The following is a 3,616-nucleotide window of genomic DNA, read 5'->3' as shown; positions in this document are numbered from 1 at the left end:
ATAAAGAAGGGATAAGAAAAAACCAGGTATGGATTGACAATGGTTTGATTAGGGTTTACTCTCCGCCTGAGCCTGGAAAGGTTTTAATAAATAAAATAAAAAATTGGATAGAGTACGAAAACAGTAACTCCATTGATCCATTAATTAAAATGGCTTTATTGCATTATCAATTTGAGAGTATCCATCCTTTTTCAGATGGGAATGGACGTACTGGAAGGATTTTAAATGTATTGTTCTTGTGCCATAAAAATCTTTTAGATTTGCCTATACTATATTTATCAAAATATATTTTAGAACATAAAACCGAATATTATCGCTTATTCGCAGAAGTTACTGAACACAATAAATGGGAAGAATGGATAATTTTTATGTTAAAAGCTGTGGATGAAACTGCTAAATTTACTTTAGCAAAGGTGAATAGTATTTATGATTTGTTTAAAGAAACCCAAGAAATTGTCAAGGGAAAAGCGAGTGACATCTATTCATATGAGCTGGTAGAATTGCTATTCCAACAGCCATATTGTAAGATTAGTTTTTTGGTTGAGCATAAAATTGCTTCGAGGAATACAGCAAGCAAATATTTAAATAGACTGGTTAATCTTGGAATATTAGAAAGAAAAGAAGAAGGAAGAGTGGTCATCTATCTTAATAAAAGATTGTATCAAGTATTATTAAAGTCTTAATAATTGCACAATATATACGATATCTTGTGCAAAATAATCGAATATGCACAACGGTAGTGCTTATTTAATTTTAATATGGACAAGGGATAGATAGATATTTCTTTAACCTCTCCTCTTGCAAAGACCTATAATCTATAAAAGAAACAGGGGACGTTGTTCTCTGTATCATTTTAAAAGAAGATTTTAGTATATTTTTCAGTCTATTTAAAATGAATAGAAGAAAAGCTTGAATCTTGACTTAACAAAAAGCCAGGCTTAGATTTAATTTTATCACATGATGTCTTTTCAGTTAGTATTTAAAATCTTATTCATAGGTTTTTAAAATATTCTTTAAGAGGAGATAAATTGTGGAAAATATAATATCTTTATATGAAAAGTTAGGATTATTTTATTTCGGAAAAGAAGTTGATCCAAAAACCCTTGAAACTACCGATAACCTTCTTCTTTACAAATCAAACAATTTTACCACTCATGCTGTTATTATAGGAATGACCGGAAGCGGAAAAACAGGTCTGGGGATCGGCATCATAGAAGAGGCAACCCTGGATAAAATTCCCTCTATTATCATTGACCCTAAGGGTGATATGGGAAACCTTCTTCTTGCTTTTCCTGATTTAAAATCAGAGGATTTTGAAGCATGGATAGATCCGGAGGAAGCTCAAAACAAAGGAATGGATCCAAAAAATTATGCAGCAGAAGTGGCGAGCAGTTGGGAAAATGGATTAAAAAGCTTCTATCAGGATAAAAGTAGAATAAAACTTTACAAAGATAATGCTGATTTCACTATTTACACTCCGGGAAGTTTAACCGGAATTCCCCTATCAGTTTTAAGCAGCTTTGACGTACCTTCTGAAGATATCCTTGACGATCCCGACACCTTTTCCTCCATCATTAATTCCACGGTTATGGGTCTTTTAACCCTAATTAATATAAAGGCAGATCCTTTGTCAAGTAAAGAGTATATGCTGCTTGCCACTATTTTTTCCTACTTCTGGAAAAAGAAAAAAAGTCTTTCCTTGGAAGAATTAATCGGTTATATAGTAAATCCCCCCTTTGAAAAGGTAGGGGTACTTAATTTGAAGATTTTTTATCCACAGAATGAAAGACTTAAATTGGCTATGCTTTTAAACAATGTTATGGCAAGCCCCGGATTTTCAATGTGGACAGAGGGAGATGCCCTGGATATTCAAAAACTCCTTTATACCAGAGAGGGGAATCCCAGAGTTAGCATTCTCTCTTTGGCTCACCTTGATACTGCCCAGAGAATGTTTTTCCTAACTTTATTTTTAAATAAATATATTAGCTGGATGAGACAACAAAGAGGGACACCATCTCTGAGAACAATACTATATATGGATGAAATTTTTGGCTTCTTCCCGGCGACTTCAAACCCACCTTCTAAAAAACCGATGCTCATTCTTTTAAAACAGGCAAGAGCTTATGGCGTTGGGGTGGTTCTAGCCACTCAAAATCCAGTTGACCTTGATTATAAAGGACTTTCAAATATAGGAAGTTGGTTTTTGGGAAAACTTCAGACCAAGCAGGACAAAGACAGAGTAATGGATGGACTCATCAAAGATAGCGCAGATTCTCTCAGTAAAAGCGAAATAGAATCGTTGCTTTCTAATATGAAAAAGAGGACATTCCTCCTTAAAAGTGTACATCTTGACCATCTTTCTCTTTTTCAGACCAGATGGGTTTTATCCTACTTGAGAGGCCCTCTTTCAATGCCTGAGATTAAAAAATTAATGGCAGAGAAAAATAAACTTTTCAATAAAAGGGAAGCAGAAAAAGAGCAAAGCACTGTCCAGGAAGATAGTACCATATCAAATAAAACTACTTCTCTTCCTCTAATCTCAGATAAAATCCAACAATATTTTTTAAATAACGCCCCTTATAATGAGGAAATTATCTTTGAACCTAAAATACTATTAAAAGGGAAAATAAGATTTTACAGTGAATCTAAAGGAATTGATGAAAAAGAAGAAGTATTTTTAAAGCTCCCTATTGATGAAAATACCACTGAAATCAATTTTGAAAAGGGCATGCCAATCAATGATGATGTTAGTCTTTACGATACTAAATCTCCCGAGAATGCTAAATTTTACCCGCTCCCATTTTTCATAGAAGAGATGAAAGATTTTACGACCATAGAGAATGAATTTAAAGATTCTCTTAGCCGGACAAAGAAACTTGACTTATATACCACTAAAGAATTTAAACTTTTATCCAAACCGGGGGAAGATCTTTCTTCTTTTAAGGGAAAGATTATAGAACTTTTAAGAGAAAGGAAAGAGGAAGAAGTTGATAAATTAAGGGTAAAATTTAAAGGAAAAGAGGAGAGTCTTCAGAAAAAATATAATAGGCTCCTGGAAAAGTTGTCAAAAGAGGAAACGGATACAAAAACTATCACTACAGAAAGCGTTTTATCGATTGGTGCTACTGTGCTTGGGGCATTTCTGGGAAGAACAAAAGTAGGAAATTTAAGCAGTGGCATGACCGGATTAAGAAGGGCAAACAGAATTTTTAAGGAGAAAAAAGATGTCAGTTTTGTAAAGAATCAAATTGAAGAGCTTACTAAAGAAATTGATAAATTAGAAGGGGAACTTAATGAAAAAATAGTAGAAATTTCTGATAAATTTAATGTAGACAATTACGAAATTGAAACTATTAGCCTTCAACCAAGAAAAACTGATATATCTAATTTAAGCGTTTCTCTTCTTTGGGAATCAAGATAAATGTATTAAAAGTTTGTTTTAATTTAATTAATATTTTTAAAAATGATAAAAAGGAGGACATGAGTAGTGTTTAAGGAATTTAAAGAATTTGCCATGCGGGGGAACGTAATCGACATGGCAGTAGGTATTGTCATTGGTGCTGCCTTCGGTACTATTGTGAAATCATTAGTTTCCGATATCATTATGCCGCCTATT

At 33.3% G+C, this 3,616-nt stretch carries 3 protein-coding genes; all 3 read left to right on the top strand.

What is annotated here, in order from left to right; all coding sequences use genetic code 11:
• Window positions 1-683, top strand: a 683-nt coding sequence (locus ENO17_04680) for a Fic family protein (protein HER24329.1), incomplete at its 5' end; no start/stop codon positions are given.
• Window positions 684-1,030: 347 nt separating this feature from the next.
• Entirely contained in the window at window positions 1,031-3,421 is a 2,391-nt protein-coding gene (locus tag ENO17_04675; protein ID HER24328.1) for a DUF87 domain-containing protein, read from the top strand.
• Between the two features lie 66 nt (window positions 3,422-3,487).
• On the top strand, window positions 3,488-3,616 hold a 129-nt coding region (mscL, locus tag ENO17_04670; GenBank protein HER24327.1), incomplete at its 3' end, for a large conductance mechanosensitive channel protein MscL.

The organism is Candidatus Atribacteria bacterium, from assembly GCA_011056645.1.
GTDB lineage: Bacteria > Atribacterota > Phoenicimicrobiia > Phoenicimicrobiales > Phoenicimicrobiaceae > Sediminicultor > Sediminicultor quartus.
Note: the sequence above shows the minus strand (reverse complement) of the source record. Positions and strands in the feature narration are given on the sequence as shown.